General features: G+C 68.6%; 12 protein-coding genes and 1 tRNA gene. 5 read left to right on the forward strand and 8 right to left on the reverse strand.

Going from position 1 to position 21,663, the window contains the following annotated elements; translation table 11 throughout:
* Positions 1-15 precede the first annotated feature (15 nt).
* The 6 genes from BJ998_RS39155 to BJ998_RS39180 form a co-directional block, all read right to left on the reverse strand.
* Complete coding sequence (locus tag BJ998_RS39155; protein ID WP_184868282.1) at positions 16-1,743, reverse strand: tetratricopeptide repeat protein; 1,728 nt, start codon at positions 1,741-1,743, stop codon at positions 16-18.
* Positions 1,744-2,098: 355 nt separating this feature from the next.
* Positions 2,099-3,778, reverse strand: coding sequence for a diadenylate cyclase (locus BJ998_RS39160; protein ID WP_184868283.1), 1,680 nt, complete (start codon positions 3,776-3,778; stop codon positions 2,099-2,101).
* A 61-nt stretch (positions 3,779-3,839) separates the two neighbouring features.
* Positions 3,840-5,120, reverse strand: a complete 1,281-nt coding sequence (locus tag BJ998_RS49390; protein ID WP_221338289.1) for a HesA/MoeB/ThiF family protein — start codon at positions 5,118-5,120, stop codon at positions 3,840-3,842.
* Entirely contained in the window at positions 5,113-5,616 is a 504-nt protein-coding gene (locus BJ998_RS39170; protein WP_184868285.1) for a hypothetical protein, read from the reverse strand. The genes BJ998_RS49390 and BJ998_RS39170 overlap by 8 nt, the downstream gene beginning before the upstream one ends.
* Positions 5,617-5,620: 4 nt before the next feature.
* Positions 5,621-6,586: an SMODS domain-containing nucleotidyltransferase gene (locus BJ998_RS39175; protein WP_184868286.1), complete on the reverse strand. Its 966-nt coding sequence runs from the start codon at positions 6,584-6,586 to the stop codon at positions 5,621-5,623.
* Between the two features lie 497 nt (positions 6,587-7,083).
* A protein-coding gene (locus BJ998_RS39180) for an IS5 family transposase (RefSeq protein ID WP_184857770.1) occupies positions 7,084-7,901 on the reverse strand; the annotation gives its coding sequence in 2 pieces (ribosomal slippage) (positions 7,084-7,559 and positions 7,559-7,901; 819 coding nt in all).
* A 117-nt stretch (positions 7,902-8,018) separates the two neighbouring features.
* On the opposite strand from BJ998_RS39180, the gene BJ998_RS39185 reads away from it, so the two are divergent.
* From BJ998_RS39185 to BJ998_RS39205, 5 genes are all read left to right on the forward strand, one after another.
* Positions 8,019-9,155 carry an IS701 family transposase gene (locus tag BJ998_RS39185; protein WP_425558910.1) on the forward strand — a complete coding sequence of 379 codons (1,137 nt, stop codon included), beginning with the start codon at positions 8,019-8,021 and terminating at the stop codon, positions 9,153-9,155.
* A 648-nt stretch (positions 9,156-9,803) separates the two neighbouring features.
* A complete protein-coding gene (locus tag BJ998_RS39190; RefSeq protein ID WP_184868287.1) occupies positions 9,804-16,070 on the forward strand; it encodes a tetratricopeptide repeat protein in 6,267 nt (2,088 codons plus the stop codon).
* A 173-nt stretch (positions 16,071-16,243) separates the two neighbouring features.
* Positions 16,244-17,074: a hypothetical protein gene (locus BJ998_RS39195; protein WP_184868288.1), complete on the forward strand. Its 831-nt coding sequence runs from the start codon at positions 16,244-16,246 to the stop codon at positions 17,072-17,074.
* Positions 17,071-19,302, forward strand: coding sequence for a ThiF family adenylyltransferase (locus BJ998_RS39200; protein WP_184868289.1), 2,232 nt, complete (start codon positions 17,071-17,073; stop codon positions 19,300-19,302). Before BJ998_RS39195 ends, BJ998_RS39200 begins: the two co-directional genes overlap by 4 nt.
* A gap of 9 nt (positions 19,303-19,311) precedes the next feature.
* Positions 19,312-20,199, forward strand: coding sequence for a nucleotidyltransferase-like protein (locus tag BJ998_RS39205; protein WP_184868290.1), 888 nt, complete (start codon positions 19,312-19,314; stop codon positions 20,197-20,199).
* A 630-nt stretch (positions 20,200-20,829) separates the two neighbouring features.
* Here the strand turns inward: BJ998_RS39205 and BJ998_RS46825 are convergent.
* Together BJ998_RS46825 and BJ998_RS39215 are read right to left on the reverse strand one after the other, a co-directional pair.
* Positions 20,830-21,036 (reverse strand): hypothetical protein, encoded by a 207-nt coding sequence (locus BJ998_RS46825; RefSeq protein ID WP_221338290.1) that lies wholly within the window; start codon positions 21,034-21,036, stop codon positions 20,830-20,832.
* A gap of 522 nt (positions 21,037-21,558) precedes the next feature.
* A tRNA-Pro gene (locus BJ998_RS39215) sits at positions 21,559-21,632 on the reverse strand.
* Positions 21,633-21,663: the final 31 nt, after the last annotated feature.

Consider the following 21,663-nt stretch of genomic DNA (forward strand, 5'->3'; position numbering starts at 1 on the left):
CGCGGGCGATTGGCGTCAACCCAGAGCTGCCTCGATCTCGTCGGCCTTGGGATCGCCCAGATCGTGGAAGATGGCCAACGCCCTGCGCAGGGCCTCCAACCGACCCTCAGCCTGGCCGGTCCTTTCGTAGTCCGCCGCTAGATCCTGCAAGGTCAAGGCCTGTCCGTATCGGTCACCCAGCTCGACGCGGATGTCGAGCGCCAGTCGACGAAGCTCGATGGCTGCGGTGAGGTTGCCGAGCTCGCGCTGCGTGGTGGCGGTACTGTGCTGGGCCCAGGCCTCCGAGTACCGGTCGCCGAGGTCGCGGAAGACGGCGGCGGCCCTACTGGAGTAAGCCAGTGCGCGGGGAAGGTCGTCGAGTTGTCGGTAAATGCCGCTGAGGCTGTTGTACGTGATCCCTTCGCCGTGGCGGTCGCCAACCGCTTGCCAGCCGGCCAAGGCGCGCTGCGAGTGTACGAGTGCCTCGTCGAGCCGTCCCCACTCCCGGCACGCGTTGCCGTAACCGTTGCACACCAACGCTTCCCCATATCGATCACCCAAACGCATCCAGATCTCCAGCGCACGGCGGAAGCAGTCCTCCGCCTCGACCTGCTGCCGAAGTTCCCGGTAGGCGATCGCCAGGTTGCCGAGCATCGTCGCGGTACCGAACTCGTCGCCCGTGCGTTCGGCCGCGGCGAGGCCGATGTTGTGAGTGGCGATCCAGTCCTCCCACGGCTTGCGACGGTAGAAGAAGCCCCACAGCGCGGCGGCGAGCTGCCACGCTGTCGCGTCTTCACCGACCTTGGCCGCGAGGCAGACCGCGGCCGTGAGGTTCGTCTGCTCCAGCGAACACCATTCCATGGCGGTCTGCGCGTCGTCGAACGACAGCCCGAAGGCTGTTGGCTGGGGATCGCTGCGCCGATACGGATTCAGGACACGGCCGGTCGCGTGAGCTGAGCTCAGGTACCAGGCGAGGAGATCGTGGACGGCCTGCTGGCGGCGGTCCGCCGATTCGACGACCTCGGCGCACTCGGCGGCGTAGGCGCGGAGCAGATCGTGCAGGCGATACCGTTGCGGGGCAGGCACCTCCAGCATGCTCGTTGACCTGAGCGCTTCGAGCGCCACCCGAAGCTGACCGGCACGCAGGCCGGTCAGCGCGGCCACGGCGTCCCGCCCGAACTCCGAGCCGGGGAGGAGGCCGAGCAGGCGGAAGAGTTCGGCGGCCTTCGGTTCGAGTGCCTTGTAGGACAACGAAAACACGGCCCGAACTGCGTTGGACGTGTCGTCCGTCGCCAACACGTCCAGGCGATCACGCTCGTCGGTCAGCTCGTCCACCAATTCGGCTACGCTGTGGTAGCCGCCGGAGCCGAGCCGCTCGCCCACGATTCGCAACACCAGCGGCAGGTTGGCGCACATCCGAACAAGGTCGGTCGAGACCGCGAGATCGTGATCGACCAGGTCGGCGCCGCCGATCTCCCGCAGCAGGCTGAGCGACTCGGTGTCGTCGAGCGGTTCGAGGTTCATGCCGGTGGCCCCCTCCATGGCCTTCAACCCGGACAAAGAGCTTCTGCTGGTCACCACGACGGTGACGGTCGCGCTGCCGGGTAAGAGCGGCCTGATCTGAGTCCCGCTCGCGGCATCGTCGAGCAGCACCAGGATCCGGCGGCCGTGCACCGTGGAGCGGAACAGCGCGGACCTGGCGTCCACGCTGGTCGTGGCCGGGATGTCCTTGACACCCATGGCGTGTCGGAAGCCGTCGAGCACCTCGCCGGGTTCGGCCGGCGGGTTGACGGGGTCAAAGCCGCGAAGGTCCGCGTACAGGACCCGTCCGGGAAGAGCGACGCCGAACGATGAGCCCAGTGCATCGCCGCCGCGGTCTTGCCGACTCCGGGGGTGCCAACGAGCAGAGCGACGCCGCCCTTGCCGACCTGGCGATCCAACTGCGTAAGCGTGGCGAGGCGATTGACAAAATGCTGGACGGCCCAGGGAAGTTGTTGAGGTGTGGGGAGGGCGTTGTCCGATCCGACGATCACAACCGAGTCGATGGAGCCGGCCTGCACAACCGTGTGCACGGCTGCCCCGGAGACGCTGTTGTGCACTTCACCTGGTCCGTCGGCCATCACACGTCCAGCTCCGACAGCGTGCGGGTGATCGCGTCAGCTCTGGGGTCACCGAGCTGGCGGAAGTACGCCTCGGCCAACTGGAGTTCCTCTCGCGCGCGGCTGACCTCGCCGACGGCCTTAAGGGCGTGGCCGAGGTCGGCCCGGGTGATGGCCGCGCCATAGTGCTCCTCGCTCTCGATCCGCGCCGTCAACGCCGTCTCATAGCACCGGACGGCCTCGGCGTGACGGCCGGCGTCGCGGTAGGCGTTGCCCTTGTTGGACAGCGCCCAGATGACGCCCCGCCGATAGCCGGCCCGGTCGAAGGCCTGCATCGCCTCGTCGGCGAGCACGAGCGCCCGGTCGAGTTCGCCCTGCCGGCAGTGGATGCCGCTGGAGTTGTTGAGCACCTTGCCGCGGAGCCGGTCGTCCTCGTCGGGGCCGATCAGGTCCAGCGCCCGCTGCGCGTAGTCGAGGCCGGCCGCGGAGTCGCCGACCTCATCGTAGGCGTAGGCGAGGTGGTTGAGCAGCTCAGCACGGCCGAGCCGGTCGCCGCAGGCACGCCACGCGTCGTCGGCGGCGGCCCACAGCGCGAAGGCGAGCTCGTGGTTGCGCAGCTCGCGCTGCGCGACGCCGAGGCTGGTCAGCAGCGACGCTTCCGCGCGCTTGTCGCCGAGCCCGCGGGCCGCGAACAGCGCGAGCATGAGCACGTCGATCCACTCCGACCAGGGCTTTCGACGGTAGAAGTACTCCATCATGGCCAAGGAGCGGCGGAGCGCGAGCTCGTTGTCGCCGTTCGCGGCGGCCCGCCGGATCGAGCCGAGCAGCTGCGCGGCGGTCTGCTCGCACCACTGCACCGCTTCCCGGTCGTTGTCGAAGGCTACCCGGGGAAACGCGCGGTCGTGCTGCCGGAGGACCTGCCCCGGCCGCTCGGCCAGGATGCGATCGGCTGCCTGCAGGGCTTGCTCGTGCCAGGTGTCGAGTTCCTCGGCCACGGCGTGCAGGAGCGGAACGCGCCGGGGCACGCGGTATGGGTCCAGGGGGAGCCGGTCGACTCCGACCTCGGCGCACAGCCCGTCCAGCACCTGCTCGACGTAGTCGCCCTTGGAACCCAGCTCCAGCAGGTACGCCTCGACCTCAAGCACGGCGTGGCGAACGCGTTCGGCCAGCTCCGCGGTCTCGGTGATGTCCTGGGGCTCGTCGGTCAGCGTCCTGACCCACGAGTGCAGCGCCAACAGCACGACGGCGGCCTTGCTGAGCAGGACCGTCTGTGAGCTGAGGACGTGGGCGTGCTCACCGACGAACAGCGTGACCTGGCCGGTCTCCTCGCTGACCGCGACCACCGGGAAGGAGATGTCTCGAGCGGTCCGGGCGGCGGTGACGTGGCGCGCGCCGACTCCCTGCGCCAGCACCGTCGAGCGCGGCGACAGCACTGTGTTGAAGCGCCGGATCTCGGCGGCGTCGGCCGACAGCACGAGGGCCAGGTCCATCTTGGAGAACTGGGCGATGTTCTCCGCCGACGCCGTGACGTTGTCGATGGGGAAGCCCTGCTCGCAGATCGCCGCTACCGAGTCGTCGTCCCCCAACACGAAGAGGCCACCGATCCGGGCTTTGCTGACCTGCCCAATGCCTTGGCGCAGCGGCGTGTCGAGGGCCAGCTTGACCGAGGCATCCCGAACCGCTGTCGGAACCTCCACCATCCGTCTCCCGGCCACGTTTAAATCGTCGATCATTCTGCCAGCCCTCCGTCTCCCAGGCGACTCACGGCCCCTCGCATGTCGGACAGCCCGCGATCGGCGCGGTCCCTGGCAGCCATTTCGCCTCGCCGAGCCGGCGGACGTCGAACGGCGGCGACCAGCTCGGCTGCGGGCGTAGCGCCAGCACGGCGTGCTCGCCGCCGAGCACCTGGTCCGGGTGCCCGAGGCGCTCCAGCATCGTGGCCACGGCGACCTTCGCCGCGAACTGCCCGACCAGGTGGAGGTCCGCGCCGACCGCGGTCATCGGGCGATGGATCGTGCCGGTGCCGTACTCCCCGTCGAGCGTCGGCTCCGGCCGCAGGCCATCGGACTCGAACAACGCGTCGCGCCGGCAGGCCAAGCAACCGGCGTCGGGCTGCGGGCGGAGGCGAATGACCTCGCCGATGCCGCCGTTCTCCAGCACGCATGCGAGGACCGCGGTCTTGCCGGCGCGCCGGGCGAGGTGGCTGACCACCTGGCGCGGCGGCACGCCGTCCGCGGCGCACAGCAAGACGTCCACCTCGGCCAACAGGTCGCGGACCCGATCGGCGTCGGTAATCACGTTGAGCGTGTGCGGCTTCACCGTGGTGTCCGGGCGGAGTCGTTCGAGGTCGTCACGCAGCGCGTCCACCTTGAACCGGCCGACGTGCTTCTCGCCGCAGACGTGGCGGGGCAGGTTGTGCCATTCGAGCCGGTCCGGGTCGAGCAGATGGAGCCGCCCGACGCCGTAAGCGGCCAGGGCGTGGGCCGCGGCGCCGCCGATGCTTCCCGCGCCGACCAACAGCACCCGGCGGTCGGCGAGCTCCGACACCGGCCAGTGCGGCTCCAATGCCGGCATGCCGGTGACCACGGGCTGGAGGATGATCGACAACGGGAAGGCGCCTTCGGGCGCGATCCGCCAGAGCACGAACTCCGGCACCGTGATCTCGGGGAACTCGGGGTCGCACTCGGGTGCGTGGGTGATCGCCAGGTAGCTCTCGCCGCCGGGACTACGCACGGCCGGGACCAGCTCCCGGAATCGACTGAACTCGATCATGCCGTGCTGCATGCGGGCGAACAGCCACTGCATGTTCACCAACGCCGGCACCCTGTACCAGCACCCGGTCGGCACGTTGTCGCCCGAGTGGATGAAGTGGCCGGGCGGCCCCGGGTCGGTGGCCATCTTGGGGCCGTTCCCGCGAGACACCGCGGACACGCCGGCGAGCAGATCCGGCATGGACACCTTGAGCGTGAGCCAGCCCCACCCGGACCCGGCTCGGATCGCGTCGGCCGCTGAGGCCGTGAGCATGATCGTGAGGTCAGCCACGGCCGGCCACCTGAGTGATCAACTCGTCGAGGTGCGGATCCGCCACGATGCCGTTGAGACTCATGGACTCGATCGCACCGCAGGTCATCAGCGCGTACTCAATCCGCCAGCCGGCCGCCTTGAGCAGCAGTTCGACCACGGACTCGCGGCCGGTCCACTGCGCCGGCTGCGCCAGCAGGCACAGGCTGCCGTCGCCGAGCACGTGCCACCGGTGGTGGGTGCGGGCCTCGAAGTCCGGCTCCGGGTCGCGGGGCAGGATCGACGGCACGGCGGCGGGGTAGGCGTGGCCGTAGTGGAGCTCCATGTCCAGGCCCGTCCCGGAGGTGAGCACGTCGAGGCCCGGCGGCGCGGGCCGCTCGAACGGCCACACCGGCAGCCGTCCCACCCAGCCGCCAGCACCGTGCGACACCCAGGTCAGCTCAGAGAAGCACTCGCCGACCTCCCGCAGGTCACGGTCGAGTCTGCGCGGTTCGCACCGCCACCATGTCGTCGGCATCAGGTCACCCCTGCGGCCCGTCGTGCACCGTGTAGGTCGGGATGACCAGCGTCGACAGCTTCGGCGTCGAGGCCGCCGGCGCGGGGAACCCGGAGCCGAGGATCTTGCGCCACAGCGTCTTGGCGTACGCGTCCTCGCCCTTCTCCTCGGCCAGCACGGCCTCCGCCGCCAGGTCCCGCGCCTGCTCCAGCGCGGTGCGCAGGGTCGCGGTGTCGAGGTCGGGCTGGATGAGGCCGCAGTACCCGGCCGGATCGACGATCGGCTCGTTCACCAGCATCGCGGCGCTGGTGAAGAAGCGGCTCAGCGCGACGGCCCGCGAGGTGGGGCACTCGGGCATGCAGGTCAGCGCCAGCACCTCCATGACGAGGCTCTTGACCGCCGGCTTTGCGCCGATGCCGAGCCGCCACTGCTTGAGCACGCGGACCATCGGCCGGAAGTACGGCCAGGCCTGCTGCCGCCGCCTCACGAGGTCGATGAGGAACTCGGGGTGCGCGGTGATCCAGCGGTCCTCAGTCTTGCTGGGGATCAGCAGCGTGCCGTCGGGCTTGCGGAGTACAGGCATGGCGTCCACGGTGAACCCGGTCGGGTCGTCGGGGTCGTCGAGGAAGCACTTGACCGCGCGGTCGCGGGGATCGGCGCGGCGGACCCACTGCTCGACCGTCCCGTTCGGGTTGCCGAGCTTGTCCTTGACCCGCTGCTGGGTCAGCACCAGCGCCTGCTCGGAGGACCCGCCGGGCAGGCCCCAGGTCGGGTATGCCTGGCTGTCGTAGACGACGATCAGGTCGACGTCGTGCACCGGCTTGAGCTGCGTGGACCGGCGCAACGAGCCGGAGCTGATGACCTCGACGACATCGTCGGCGCGACCCAGCGTCAGCTGGAACACGTCCCGGCGGTAGCGGGCGAGGCGGACCTGCTCGGCGTCCGCGTCGACGGTGCGCTGGAACTCGTCGAAGGCTGAGTTGGTGCCCATGATCCACTCCATGAAATGGTGCTGGTGCTTCGTTGCCCGGGAGAGTAACCCCTACCCCTGACAATTCCGCCGGCGGCCGGATTGCCGACGCTGGCGTCGCTGGCTGAATCCCTAATTTTCGGGTAACGGGGTGCTGTCCGGGCGCCCTGCGGTGGTGCCGCCTGGTCCAGACCGGATTGTCCGGACGCTCGGGCCTGCATGTCGTCGATGTCAGTGGAGGGTGGCGTCGGTCGATCTTGCCGATGGGTTTCTTGTGGTCTCTCGATGGCGGTGTCCCGGGAAAGGCGAAGGATTTTCTGGAAACCAACTGTCCTTTTTCTGGCCAATCTGACCGGCTGGTGTTGGCCCCGACCGTCTTGGGGGTGAATTTACGCTCCGGGCTGGTGTGAATGACCTGAATAGGGGAGGAAGGTCATGTCTTTTGGTCTCGGTGCGCGGGCCCGTCGCGGGCGCGGCTGCGATGTGTGAGGCATGGGGTCGGCCACTAAGAGGGTGTCTTACGTGGCGGCCTTGGCGAGCCTCTTGAAGCAAGTCAAGGCCGCCGCCAACGTCAGGAACGCGCAGAAGTGGTTCGCCTTGCGCTCGTACCGCATCGCGAGTCGGCGGTACCCGAACAACCAGGCGATCGTGCGTTCGATGACCCACCGGTGCCGACCCAGCCGCGCGCTGGACTCAGTGTCTTTGCGGGCGATCCGCACCGCGATCCCCTGCTCGCGTACCCACGCCCGTAACTCCTTGATGTCGTAGGCCTTGTCCGCGTGCAACTTCGCCGGCTTGCGCCGACGGGGACCACGCCGCGACTTCACTGCGGGGATCGCCCGCACCAACGGTTTGAGCCCGTAGGCGTCGTTGGTGTTGGCCGCCGACACCGCCACCGACAACGGCAGACCGGCCCGGTCGGACAGCGCGTGGATCTTCGAGCCCGGCTTGCCTCGATCGACCGGGCTCGGACCGGTCAACGATCCCCCTTTTTCGCCCGCACCGCCGCCGCGTCCACCACCACCCGCGACCAATCGATCAAGCCCTGGCCGCCCAACTCGTCCAAGACCGCCCGATGCACCCGTGGCCACAGGCCCGCTTTGGTCCACTCGGTGAACCTGCGGTGCGCGGTCGGCACTGTGACCCCGAACGACGGCGGTAGATGCCGCCAGGCGCAGCCGCTGGTCAACACGAACACGATCGCGGTGAACACCGCCCGGTCGTCCACCGGCGTCGTCCCACCGCCCTGCCGACGCGGCGTGAACTGTGGGACCAACGGCGCGACCAGTGCCCACAACTCGTCGGGCACCAGCCGCTGCGACAACGCATCCGTCACAACGTCTGATCATGGCAGCGGCCGAGCAAGATCCACGTGAGACGAGCTCTAATACGACAACGACAGGTTGTAATCTAGGTCCGGACTCTGGTAGTTGATCTTGTTGTGTTGGCGGAGATGGTGGCGGACTGGTCGGCGAGCTTCGAGGCGTTTCTGGGCCGGTTCGCCGGCAGGTTCCCCCGAGTGGAGTCGCGGCGCCGGATGCGCTGGTATGTCAAGGGATTGCTCGCCGAGATCGAGCGGAAGAACGGGTGGACGCTGGCCGAGGCCGCCGGGGATGCGGGGCCGGAAGGCATGCAGCGGTTGCTGAACTTCTACGCGTGGGACACCGATGGCTTGCGTGACGACGTGCGTGCCGCGGTTGTGGAACGCATCGGTGACGGTGAGCAGGGGGTGCTCATCGTCGACGAGACCGGCTTTCTGAAGAAGGGTGCCCACTCCGCAGGAGTCGCACGGCAGTACTCGGGCACTGCCGGCCGGATCGAGAACTCGCAGATCGGGGTATTTCTGGCGTATGCCTCACCACGCGGTCGTGCGCTGATTGATCGGGAGTTGTATCTGCCCAAGGACTGGACCGATGATCGTGACCGGTGCCGGGCGGCTGGCATTGATGACGAGGTGGAGTTCGCGACCAAACAGGTGCTGGCCCGCCGGATGATCGAGCGTGCGCTCGCGACGGAGGTGCCGTTCGGATGGGTGACCGCCGACGAGTTGTACGGGCAGGACACGAAGTTCCGGCTGTGGTTGGAGACCGTGGACGTCCCGCATGTGGTGGCGGTGCCCAAGTCGGCGATGGTGGTGTCGATGCACTTGGCCAAGGTCCGGGTTGCGCGGATGATTGCGGACGTCGCGGACGCAGATTGGCAGCGGCTCAGCTGCGGGGACGGAGTTCGTGGCCCTCGGGTGTCGGACTGGACGGCGGTGGAGATCCGGCCGTTGCGCCGGCGGGGTTGGGGGCACTGGCTGCTGGCTCGGCGTTCGGTCAGCGATCCGACCGACATCGCCTACTACGTGTGTTTCGGGCCTGCCGATACCAGCTTGGCGGAGCTGGTTCGTGTCGCGGGCAGCCGCTGGGCGATCGAGGAGTGTTTCCAGACGGCGAAGAACGAGACCGGTCTGGATCACTACCAGGCGCGGGGTTACCAGGCGTGGTACCGGCACGTCACGCTGTCGATGACGGCGTTGGCGTTCCTGGTGATCACACGGCCAACCGTTGAAAAGGGGGCTCCGTTGCTGGCGATGGTCAGACCGTGATCCCGTTGTCGGTCAACGAGGTTCGCCGGTTATGGAACCGGGTCGTGGTCCGTTCCGCCCACACCGTCGATCACATCCTGCACTGGTCACGGTGGCGGTTGGTTAGCCAGGCCCGTGCCCGAGCTAGCCACCACCGGAGACAACATCACGACCTGTCGTTGTCGTACTAACGGCGGCATCACGGAGGGGAGGTGGGCCTGACCACGCGCGGGGCTCTAGCAACGACACCTTGCCGCTCGACCTCAGGATCAAGATCCCGTGAACCGACAGGATCGTTTGCGGACCGGGTCTCCCGCCGCATGGCCGGATCTTGTCGGTCGGTGAGCCGGCTCGGTGTGGTGGTATCGCCGTGTGTCCACCTGACCGGGGGCGGCGGTGAGAAGGTCCTGCCCGCGAAGGCCTCGCCGCACGCAGTTTCGTGCAGCAACAGGCCGTGCTCGGCGGACATGACGTGACCGTCCCCGGCCCCGTCAAGATCTACATCAGCTGTTCGACCTCAGAACTGCCCGCCTAGACGGGTTCACGGCCGCACCCCCGCCACCGGCCGGTCGGGGTCGTCTACCCTCAACGGCGGAGGTATGACAACTACCCGTTCGGGCCAGCGGTTGCCCGCTAGAGTGGCTGCTGTCCTGCATGCGCGGAGGGTGGATGTCTGAACGGCCAGAGCCTCCTCTGGAGCTGCGGGCAGCGCTGGCGTTCGGTTCGCCGCTGCGGGACGGTCTCGAGTTGGTGCGCGGCCGGCACCGTGGTGCCACCGTAGTTCTCGGCTGGGGCGATGACTGTGAACAGGTCGTCCGGAAGGGCGACACCGTCAACCAGCCGGTGACCGCGGACGCGATCAACCGCGCGGCCGGCGGCGACTTGGCCACCATCCTGGCCCCCTCGCTGGACCGCATCATCCGCAAGCACACGGAGCTTGCCGCCGACCCGTCCATCCCGACCGACCAATTCGGTTCGCGGCACAGTTCGGCTCAGCGGTACGCCAAGCAGACCGGCTGGCCGGTCGCCACGGTGAGCGAGGAGCGCAACGTCATCACGCTGTTCGTCCGTGACAGCGTCTACGAGCTGCGATCGCTGCCCGAGCTCCGAACCGCGATCGAGTACATCCGGAACTTACTGCACTCGACCTACGCACTGATGCAGTCCGACATCCTCGTCACGGAGGAGGTGCGACGGTCCCGCCTGATCGAGGTCGAGGCCAAGCTGGCGAAGCTCGACGGCCATCTGATCGAGTTCGGCGAGCACGGCGAGGACATCCGCGACGACTGCCGGAACATCGCGCGCCTACTGGGCATCGAGTGGGAGCCGACGGCCGCCCCGCCGCCGCCCGACCAGGGCCTGCGCGGACCGGCGATCCACGACATCGGACAGCGTACGGGGACCACGAACGACTTCTCCGGCACCGCCGGCACCGTCGTCCAGGCCGGCTCGATCGAGACGGTGAACATCTTCCCCGCGACGCCGGCGTTGCCGACTCCCCGTCAGCTCCCGCCGGCGACCACACCGTTCACCGACCGGGTGGCCGTGACGGAGGAGATCGTCGACCTGCTCACCGCCGAGAACGCCTCGACCTCGATCTGTGTGGTGGTCGGCGGCGTCGGCGTCGGCAAATCCGCGCTGCTGGCGCGCTGTGGCCATGATCTCCAGGACCGGTTCCCGGACGGTGTCCTGCACGCGGACCTGCGTGGCTTCCACCCCAGTGCACCGCCGGTGGAGCCGGTCGACGTGCTCGGGGGCTTCCTACGCGACCTGGGCCTGGCCGCCGACGCCATTCCGGCCGACCTCGACGGCATGGTGCGCCTCTACCGATCGCGGCTGCACGGCCGACGTGTGCTCGTCATCTTCGACAATGCTCGCGACGCCGACCAGGTCCGGCCGCTGTTGCCGGGCACGAATACCTGCCCCGTCCTGGCGGCCAGCCGCAACGCCATGACAAATCTCGTGGTGCGTGAAGGCGCGCACCGAGTCAGGCTGCCCGAGCTCGCGCCCGATGACGCGGTGCAGCTGCTGGCTGAGCTCACGGCGGCACCAGCCGGGTCGCAGCTGGCGGAGATGGCCGAGCTCTGCGCCGGCAACCCGCTCGCGCTGCGCATCGCAGGCAGCCAGGCGTACGGCTATTCCGCCGAGGAACTGAAGGACTTCGTCGACGAGCTGCGGGCCGAGCGGCTTGAGGTGCTCAGCCTGCCCGATGACGACAACGCGTCGCTGCGGGCCGCGTTCTCGTTGTCCTACAAGGCGTTGCCCGCGAGCACTCAGCGTGCGTTCCGCCTGCTCGGGCTGTACCCGGGCGTGACCATCTCGACGGGTGCGGCCGAGGCGCTGTTCGGCGATCGCTGGGCGATCCGGGCGTTGGGCGACGCCCACCTGATCGAGCAGATCGGCCCACGCCGCTACCGACTGCACAGCCTCGGCCAAGCCTACGCCACTGAACGAGCGCTTGACTCCGAGCGGCCCGATGACCGTCGAGCGGCGCTGGCCAGGGTGGTGGACTGGTTCCGCCGCAACGCGGAGGCACACGGCCCCACGCTCGACCCCTGGCATCCCCGCACCGCGGTCGCCACCGGTCGATCGGCCGACCGCGACCAGGCCCTCAAGTGGTTCGACGACGAACTGGTCAACTTCGCCACGGTGGCGCGGGTTGCCTCGGACGTCGGCGATCACGACGCGGCTTGGCGGTTCGCTCTGGCCTGCGCACCGTACTTCTTCAGCCGGAAACCGTGGGCGACCTGGATCCTCGTGCAGGAGGCGGGTCTGGCCGCCGCCCGGGCGGCGAGTGAGCGAGACGGCGAAGCCTGGTTGTGCGACAGCCTCGCTGTGGCCTACCGCGAACAGCGGCGACACGACGACGCGGTACGGCACCTCGTGCTCGCGCTGGAGCTGTTCGAGGAAGCGGGAAATCCCCTCGGCACCGCCCAGAGCAGTCTGCACCTCGCCCAGACCTACCGTGAGCTGGGCGATCTCCCGCTGGCGGCGGATGCGGCGAACGCGGCGCTGGCGGCGTTCCGCACGGCAGGTTCGGCGCACGGCGAGGCCAGAGCCGAGAACCTGCTCGGCGGGATCGCGTCGGCCCGAGGCGAGCACTCGTCGGCGCTGGCCCACACCGAGCGGGCCATGAAGATCTTCGACGAGCAGGCCGACGAGCACGGATACTCCTGGGCGGTCAACAACCTGGGCCTGGTGCTGGCGAAGCTCGGTCGGTACGAACAGGCGGTGGACGCGTTCACGGCCGCGCTACGGGTGCGGCAGCGCATAGACAGGTACGGCCTCGCCTTCACCTACGAGGGACTCGGCGACGTGCACCGGCAGCTGGGCTCATCGGCCGAAGCGCGCCGGAACTGGCAGCATGCGCTGGAAATCTTCGACGTGGTCGGGGATCCGCGGGCCGAACGCCTCCGCACGCGGATCGAGGCACTCACCGACGATCATGCTCCCGCCGACGCGACGGCAGCGTCTCGCAAGCTGCGCCACATGTCCGACGGGCTGGCCGCCGAGCTCGACCGGTCGAGCGGGGCTGGCCACGCCGGCGAGCATCACCTGAGCACTGGTCTGTACGTACGGCGGACCCGGCAGGCCGAGGTGATCGAACTCCTCCGGCCGGACAACTATCCCAAGCCGCTGCTGATCCACGGCAGTGCCGGCCAGGGCAAGAGCAGCCTGCTGTGGGCGCTCTACCAGGAGCTCGCGGCCGACACCACAACGCAGCCGTATCTGCTGAACTCGCCGTGGCTGGCCTTCGGCGAGGCGCACGCGCCGTCAATCTCCACCGCAGAGCTGAGGCAGGCGGCCGAGCAGGCGCTGGCCGACGGCCGCGTCGCGGTGTTCCTGATCGATACGGTCGACCTGTTGCTGCACGACGACCTGCACGGCCGGGAGCTTGCCGACCTCTGCGAGACACTGACCGACGCCGGTGCTGAGGTGGTCCTCACCTCCCGTCCGGAAGAGGCGGAGCGGCTGCCGAAGCCGTCGTTCCGGCGGATCGGCCTCGCGTCGTACGACGAGGTGGAGTTGCCGCTGGCGGTGGCGAGCCATGTCGCCGCGTTCTGCCCGCGTTCAATGCCGGAGTCACTCGACGAGAAGGTCGGACTCATCGTCGGGGCGGTCGCGCGTGGCCTCGCGGTCAGCGAAGTCGTGCGGAACCCACTCACCCTTCGGCTGTTGTTCGAGTTGTACGCCGACGAGTTCCCGTTGCTGGAACACGACGTGTCCAGCCTGTACCAGGAGTACTGGCGACGTCGCGTAGAGACCGACAAGCGCAGCGAGGTGGCGCCTGGCGCGGGTCGGGATCTGTCCGCGTCGGTTGGCCATCTCGCCATCGCCCTGCTCGGGGCCGGTCGCATCGAGCGGAACGAGCAGCTGCTCCTCCAGTCGGCGGCGACCGTGGCCGCGGCGGCCACGGGGACCACGCACAAGGACGCGCTGGTCACCCTCAAGATCGATGTGGACCTGTTGGTCAGCCGCGGCGTCCTCATCCGGACCGAGCGCGGCATCCGGTTCTTCCACCAGACGGGCTTCGAGTACGCGGCGGCGTTGGGGCTGCTGGTGCGGGACGGCGTTCGCGCGCTGGTCTTCCTGCGGGACCACGTGGACACCCAGCAGGACGATCTCTTCGTGGGCGCGATACTGGAGCAGCTGCTCATCGTCGCCCTTGACCGCGCCCCTCTCGCCGATGAGACCGCCGCGATCATCCGGGAGATGGCCGTGGCGGCTGGCCCGACGCTTCCTCGTGTCGCGCTGGCCGCGCTGGCCCACCGGCCACGGCTGATGGCGACCACCGAGCAGCTCCTCGACACCGTGAGCCTCACCGCGGTGCGGCGGTACGTGCAGACCATGCCGACGGTCGCCGACGCCGACCCGCGACTACAGGTGACACTGCTGGGCCGGGCCTGGAAGCGTGGCGACGAAGTGCACGAGTCGGTGCTGGAGTCGTTAGAGCGTCTCGGCGGTCGCGACGCGTCCGGCGTGCGGGCCATGGTGGCCGAGCTCGGCTGCGTGGACGTCGCGCTCGGTCGCCGCGGTGAACCGGCCAAGGTCATCCAGTTGACGGCACGAGTGATAGTGGCCGCCGCGTCGGCCGATCCGGCCTGGGCGCGCCAGCAACTGCTCACCCTGTTCGACGACATGATCCAGCGCAACACCCACCGTGCTGTCCCGCTGTACCTGATCGAGCTGATCGCCGACCGGTGGGCCGTGTTGGGCTCCGCGGAGGCTGCTCGTGACATCCGGACGAGGATCGTCGAGGCACAGGGAACACGGGACGCGAGCGCCGGCGAGATGCGCAAGGCGCTCGGCCACATCGAAGCGCTGGCCTGGCGTGACGACTTCGCGATGCGGGGCCGGTCGGACGAGTGGTGGTGGACGGCTGTCGAGGAGCTGTGCGAGCGGCTGGAGCACGACTTCTACGATGTGCTCGGCAACGCCCGCCTGCTCGCCGTCGCCGAACTGATCATCACCGACGTGCTTGGCCCGGAGCGGGCGGTCCGCACCGTCACCCGGCTCGCCGAGCTGACCGGTTCGGCTCCCTTCGCGCTCAACCGCAGCCTGTACGCGCCGTTGTTCGCCGCGTACGACGACGATGACGACAATCCGGTGGCACCGGTCGTCCCGATCCTGCTCAGCCACCTCGACGGGCTGCCCGCGCCGGGCAACAAGCCCGCGGAGGGTGCACCGCGCTGGGCCTACGTAGCCCGCCAGGCCCTGCACGACTCTGGTTCGGCCGCCGACCGGGTGGCGGCGCTGCTCGCCGACGTGCCGTCTGCGACGCACCTCGACAGCTGGCTGTTGGATGACCACCTGGCTGTGCTGCTCGTGCCAGCGGCGATTGGTGGCCATCCGGTCGCGGCGGCCGCGCTCGACCAGGTGTCGACCCGACCCGACCTGTTGTCGCCTATCGGGCAGAAGAACGTCAGCTACGACCTCGTCCGGCACCTGCCCAGCCGGCCCGATCTGGTGGCCTTGCTGATCGAGCTTTCCATCCTGCGAGTGTCGTCCACGCCGCTGTCCGAGGTGCTGGTCTCGCACGACAATGCCCTGCTGGCCGAACTGCGCCGCGCATCGGTGCGGCTGTCGACGCTGCTCGACCGGCTGTTCGACGGCGGCGCGTCCGGGACGAAAGAGGCGGTGAGCCTGTGGCGACGGCTCTACCGGGCCGGCGTGGTACAGGTGTCGGACCTGGCAGCGCTGCAGAAGCGGCTCATCATGTGCCCGGATCCGGCGGCGCGCGGCAACATCCTTCAACTCGCCGTGGATGCCGCGCTCGCCGGAGAGTTGGACGGCCGCACCGTAGACGCCATGCTGCGTGGTCTGTTCCGGAAGGACGGCGGGAAGCGGACCATCACGTCGCCGGACGGAAGCCCGGCCGGACATGTGGCGACGACCGCCCGTGCAGTGTGGCTGCGCTTGGTTTGTATGGGCGATCCTACCGACGCAGTCGACGTGGACGAGGTCCTTGACATCGCCGCCGCCGCGCCGGCGACAACGGACAACCTCACGGTGCTCGGGCATCTGATCACCCGGCTCGCCGAACAGGGCTCTCCAGCCATCGCGACCCGAGTGCTGTTGCGTGTGGCCGAGACCGTGACCGCACTGGGTTTCTCGCGGAAGCAGGAGAACGGCGTCGCCAACAAGCTGCGCACGCCGATTCGGGCGATCTTCCGGCACTCCGCGCTCGCCGACCAGCGTGCGCTGCTGGCGCTGGCGCCGACCCTGCCCCGGACCCACGCCCGGATCCTGGTGGCGGCGGCCGCGCAGGAACGCTTCTTCCTGCTCCGACCGGACCTGGCAGCGCTGCTGGCCCAGGACCTACCGGAGGGTGTGGCCCAGCAGATCCAGGACGACATGGCGGTGCGGTCGCGCACGGAGGGCACCGGCGCCATGCCACGGTTGCTGCGGCCACTCGCCGACGACCAGCAGGCGTGACCCTGGCGGGGAACACCCAAACGCCATGGCATCTCACCCTGAAAGCAGGTAGACGCCCGGGTCGTGCTCCGCAGAATCGGACCATGGCCGTGACCTACCGCAGACCACCGACGGACACTCCGCCGCCGCGGCCCGGTGTCAGGCTTCGGCGCACGTGCCGCCGCTGCCGATCCGTGCACGACCTCGAGATCGCCCGCCCTGATCTCGTGGTGATCCGGACTGGTGAGAAAACGTGCCCGGAGTGCGCCCCGACGAGCGTGGCACGGAGCGCGGAAGCGAAGTCCGCCTTCGTCAAGGCGTCGTGGGTCGTGACCGACGACAGGCAGCCGCAATGGCAGGTTTGGCGGGACAAGGGCGACGGTGACGTCGACTACGTGCCGGTCGGTCCGCCGGACGTAGACCCTGAACCGGGAGGAGTCGATCCGGCCGCTTGGCGTGACTTCGCCCGCGATCTCGGTGACACTGACTTCAAGTTGCTCAAGCAGCGCTGGCGGCCGGATCACTGCGCCGCGATCGACGAGCTGGCTGCGGCCCTCGACGTGATGTGGTCCCTTGTCGGCTCGTCCGGCCGGATCGTCGTCAGACTGGCCGGGCTGTCCAGCACCGTCGTCGCCGCAGTCACCCAGGCCGTGACCGCGGCATCGGCTTCCGACGCGTTGCTGCCCATCGCCACGCTCGGCCGCTCGCTCAGAGCGCTCGGCACCCTGGCCTGCGCGAGTACTGCCGATATCGCGTCGTGCTTGTCGGCCCGTCGGCTGTTCGGCACCCTCCCGGCCACGCCCGAACCGGGGATCGCCGAGGTCCTGGCCGGGCCATACATGGTCGACGCGCTCACCCGCATGATCGCCGCGCTGCCGGTCAGTGAGATGGCACCGCCGCCCGTATTGCCGGCCGGCAAGATGCCGACCGAGCCGTTGAGCCAACCCGCCGAGACCCTCCGAATGATCGAGGTTGGCACCAGCGGACCGCCAGCCGGCCCGGCGGTGTTCGGCACGCAGCCGTGAGCACGACCGAGCCGCTCACCGACGGGCAGCACCGAGCCCTGGACGAGCTCAGGTACCTGGAGCGTGTCGCCGGCGGCCGGGTGAAGGTCGAGGCCGCCACCGACGACGGCCGGATCGACATCACCATCTACTGCGGCAGCGACCGCTCAAAGGATGCCGACGCCCAACTCCAGGCCTGGGAACCGTTCTCGATTCTGGTGGGGCGACGGTATCCGCTGGAGGTTCCGGCGGTTCAGGTGCGGCACCGGCGGTTCGCCGGCCTGCCCCACGTGGTGTGGGGCGAATACCTCTGCCTGCACGTCGGCGACAACGACTGGGATCCGGGCCGTGGCATGCAGGGCCTGCTCGAGCGGCTGCTGGCGTGGCTGGACCACGTCGCCACCGGCACGCTCACCGGTCCCGACCTACCATGGGAACCGCCCATCGCCCGCGCGATCCCACAACTCGGCAGGCTGATCATCCGCCCCGAGTTGCCGGACGCACTGGTGACCACGGGTGAGCCGCACATCGCGCTGGCCGTCGTCACGGCGGTCGGTGATCGGAAGTACGAACTGCGGCAGTGGCTCACCGGCCCCGACGACCTGCAGTCCACGCTGGATCCCCCGAACTTTCTGGCAGTGGGGGTGATCCTGCAGCGCCCGGCGGACTACAGCTACCCAACCCGGCGCGCCGAACTGCTCGCCAGCCTCCGTGACCACGGCTTCTCACTGGGGATGATGCAAGAGCTGACTGACCTGGCACTGGTCGGCAACGTCAAGCTGTGGGAAGGAGTTCCCCTTTCACTGGAGACTTGGCCGCTACCGTTTCTTCTTGTGATCAGCCCGTCGCCCGGCCACGCCGGGCCACGCCACCCGGCGGCTCATGTGGCTGCGTGGTATACGGACCCACTGAAGCAGGGCGACGAGTTGCTGTGGCTGAAGGTCTATGACCGCCGGCCGAGCATCGTGACCCGCCGGGACCATTCCCGGCCAGCGCACTGGCTCACCGGCCAGCGCATCCTCGTCCTCGGCTGTGGTGCACTCGGCGCACCCGTGGCCGAATCCTGCGTCCGTGCCGGGGCGGAGTTCGTTGAGTGCGTCGACAACCGCGCCGTGCATCCCGGAATCCTGGTGCGCCAGCCGTACCGCTACGACGACATCGGCCACGCCAAGGCGACCGTGCTCGCGGAGCGGCTGCGAGGCATCACGCCCGAGGCGACCGTGGAGGGCACGATCTCGAACGCGATCGATCTCGTCGCCGACGACGGCTTCCTGGCCCAGTTTGACCTCGTCGTGGACGCCACGGCCAATCGGTCTGTCGCCGTCGGGCTCGAACGGACTCGGTGGACGATGTCCGACCGTCGACCACCGGTGCTGTCGGTCATGGTCGGCCACGACTGCGAGCGCGCCATCGGGACATTGGCACTGCCGTCGGCTACCGGTGGTGGCGTCGACGCGCTGCGGCGGTTGGCGCTCGCCGCCGGCGAGGACGACGGATGGCAGGACGTCCTCGACGACTTCTTCCCCGATCCGCCGCGGACCGAACTCTTCCAGCCCGAGCCAGGCTGCTCCGACCCCACGTTCGTCGGCTCCGCCATGGACATGTCGGCGTTCGCCGGACAACTGCTCAACGACGCGCTCGCCCAACTCGCCACCCCTGTGCCGGTGAACAAGCTGGTGCCCGCTCTGTCGGCGACCGTGCTGCGATCGACCGAGGCAGTCGGATCGGGTCCGGCCGTGCGGCGACGTCAGTGGCGTGGCGACATGCTGCTCACCGAGGCCGGACACAGGTTTCAGGTACGGGTCGACCCGGCCGCCTCGGCCGGCATCCGCGCCGAGATCGAGCGGGTCGCGGAGTTCAAGGACCTGGACTGCGAGACCGGTGGCTACCTGCTGGGGCAGATCGACCAGGCGAGCCGGGTGGTGTGGATCACCGAGGCCCCGCCACCGCCACCGGGCAGCGAGGCGACGGCCACCAGCGTGAAGCTCATCCCTGATTTCGTCCGCCAGGTGGTCGCCGAGCGACGGGCCAGGACCAGGGGACTCGTCGACTGGGTCGGCACCTGGCACACGCATCCCCACAGCGAACCCAACCCCAGCTCGCTCGACGTGTCGACCGCAGCAGGGCTCGCCGAGGAGCGCGGCGCCCTGCTGCTGTTGATTGTCGGTGGCGGCCCCGGCCGGCTCACCGCGTGGACCGAGCATCGTCAACAGCCGGACTTCCACACCCGACTGTTCCTTCCCAGCTGAGGCGGAACCGTGGACATCACACCCGAGATGGTGCAGCAGTGGTCGAGAAAGCACGACTCGCTACTGCTCACCTGGACCCGCTCCGTGTTGACCACTGCCCTGGCCGATTCGAAGCGCCTGGAGGGTCGGGACTACGAGATCTTCGGGCAGGGCTCGTTCGCCAACGAGACCAACATCGCGAAGAGCAGTGACGTGGATCTCGTCGTGGCGTTGAAGCTACCGTTCCAGGAGGACATCTCCGTTCTCAGCCCGGCCGGCAAGCAGGTGTTCAAGCAGGTGTATGAGGAAAGTCTCTACGACTGGCATGACTTTCGGTCCGACGTGATCGCCACCCTGCGCCGGTCCTACCACGTGGTGCCGGCCAAGAAGTGCCTCGACATCTCGGATTTCGACTCCCTGCTGCGACTGCCCGCCGACGTGGTGCCGGCCCTGGAGTACCGGGAGTACTCGCAGATGCGGTCCGCCGAGCACGAGGAGTACCGCCTGGCCGTGTACTTCCACGACGCCGACGGCAAGCGGATCGTCAGCTACCCCCGGCAGCACCACCGAAACGGACAGGAGAAAGACCGCAACACTCGCGGCCGGTTCAAGGAGATCGTGCGCGTCGTGAAGAACGCCCGCGAGTTCGTCGCGCCGAGTGACGGCAAACCCACGGTGTCCTCATATCTGCTCGAGTGCCTCGTCTACAACGTGCCGAACGAGGTGTTCAGGCAGCCGCTGCCCATGGCATTCCAGGGTGTCCTCGACTGGCTGGTCGCTCAGGAGAACTGGCTGGACTTCCAGTGCCAGAACGGTATCAAGCTCCTGTTCGGCGAGGCGTTCCCCACGACACACGAACCCGAGGTGCGCCCTGTGATATACGAGGTGAGAGCCCGGCACTGCCGTCCGCTCTCGTGATCGGCGTCAAGCACTGCGGTCGTGCGCACGGTCGTCGACTCGGACCGGAAGCTCGGCGGTTCCTTGAGCACGTTTGCCGGCGCCGTGGCCGACAATCCGGCTTGCTGGTCGGCTTCGCAAAGCAAGGGATGGGCTGCACGACCGCTTCCGGCTGGAGATCACGACCTTCGAGGAGGTGGTGAGGCGGCTGACGGGCTCTGGCGGTGCCATCACGTCTGGGGTGGTCGACGGCGGATCTGTTAGCGCACCGGGGAACCGTGCATCGGCAGGTGATCGACATCGTCGAGCAACGGCTTGCCGCACCACCAGAGCTGACCGATAGGCTGAGGCCGCCAGGGCTGCCCGACTGGTTCGCCGAGGGTGCGGAGATGTTTGGCGTTACTGTTAGCGAGCCGAGGGCCGCGCGATGGAGCCCAGGCAAGTCGAGCTGAGACACGGCGCCGGATCTGTTGCTGTTTCTCTGGAACGACTGCCGGCGGACGGACTGCTCGGGGCGGGCGGTGCTCGGCGCTACTGAGGTTGAATTGTCGGGGTGTCATGGCGGGTCTGGAGTCAGGGCCAGTCCGGTTTCGGTGACGAAGGCGTCAATAAGCCCGGGTCGGTACTGCATCTGCTTGAGCCGGGTCTTCATCAGGCGGCGAGCTGATCGACGCCACGGGTGGCCAGGTTGCCCAGGCCGCGTTTGAGGTGTGACCACGCGCCTTCGACCGGATTCAGCTCCGGCGCGCTGAACAACCGTCCGATCGGGAGGGCGATCCTGGCCAGGGTCCAGCGCTGGTCCTCGGTCCGGCCATACGCGGCAGGCCCGGCGTCCAACGCGGCCTGCAAGCGAGCCACCTGGGCGTCGATCAGCTTGCACCGCCCGTCGCTGGGCCCGTGCGAGGCCAGTCCCGCACGGGCCCGCCCGTGCCCAGTCCCGCCGCCAGGCTCAGGCCGACTTGGTCGACACGCGCAGCCGGTCGGCGACCTCCGGGGCTCCACCCCGCCCGCGAACGACTCGGCTGCCTGCAGCCGCACCGCTTCGCGCTTGGCGCGCGGTCGCGGCCAGGCCGCTACCGTCTGGGTACCTCATCTCATCGGCGTAGGCCATAACTCATCGAATACCGCGGTGACACGCCGCTACCAGACCCAGACTTTTCAACCTCGGTAGTTCGGCACGCACAGCTCGTAACCTCGGCGCGGACAAACGTTATTCCCACATCGTGGGAGTCTCTTGGTGATCTTGTCCAGCGTCATCGCGACATCGTCAAGTCAAGGGGTCCAGTAGGTCAGGAGCGGCATGCTTGAGTTCGACGAACGGAACAAGATCATAAAAAGAAGGTCTTCGCAGCCTGTGAGCTGCGGAGACCCTCTCGACCGTCGGGACGACAGGATTTGAACCTGCGACCCCTTGACCCCCAGTCAAGTGCGCTACCAAACTGCGCCACGTCCCGGTCATGCACTCGGTGTTCCGGTGAGTGCGTG

This window comes from Kutzneria kofuensis, from assembly GCF_014203355.1.
Taxonomy (GTDB): domain Bacteria; phylum Actinomycetota; class Actinomycetes; order Mycobacteriales; family Pseudonocardiaceae; genus Kutzneria; species Kutzneria kofuensis.